The following is a 296-nucleotide window of genomic DNA, read 5'->3' on the forward strand; positions in this document are numbered from 1 at the left end:
AAAGGTCTTTGACAACAATGACGCCGACGCTGGATTTACCGAGCTGACAGGCAGCGCCAACCCGCTTAATGGCATTGACGCGGGCCTTCGTAGCACACCGAGCTTCATCGATCTGGACGGCGACGGCGATCTGGATATGGTTGTTGGGGAATTCAATGGCATATTAAAGGTTTTTGACAACAATGACGCCGACGCTGGATTTACCGAGCTGACAGGTGCCGGCAACCCGCTTAATGGCATTGACGTGGGTTCTCATAGCACGCCTAGCTTTGTTGATCTGGACGGCGACGGCGATC

At 54.1% G+C, this 296-nt stretch carries 1 protein-coding gene; it reads left to right on the forward strand.

Features of this window, described 5'->3' with window-relative positions:
* On the forward strand, positions 1 to 296 hold a 296-nt coding region (locus ACRBCU_RS16105; protein WP_431366410.1), incomplete at both ends, for an FG-GAP-like repeat-containing protein.

Source organism: Planktotalea sp. (genome assembly GCF_050633725.1).
In the GTDB taxonomy this organism is placed as follows: domain Bacteria; phylum Pseudomonadota; class Alphaproteobacteria; order Rhodobacterales; family Rhodobacteraceae; genus Planktotalea.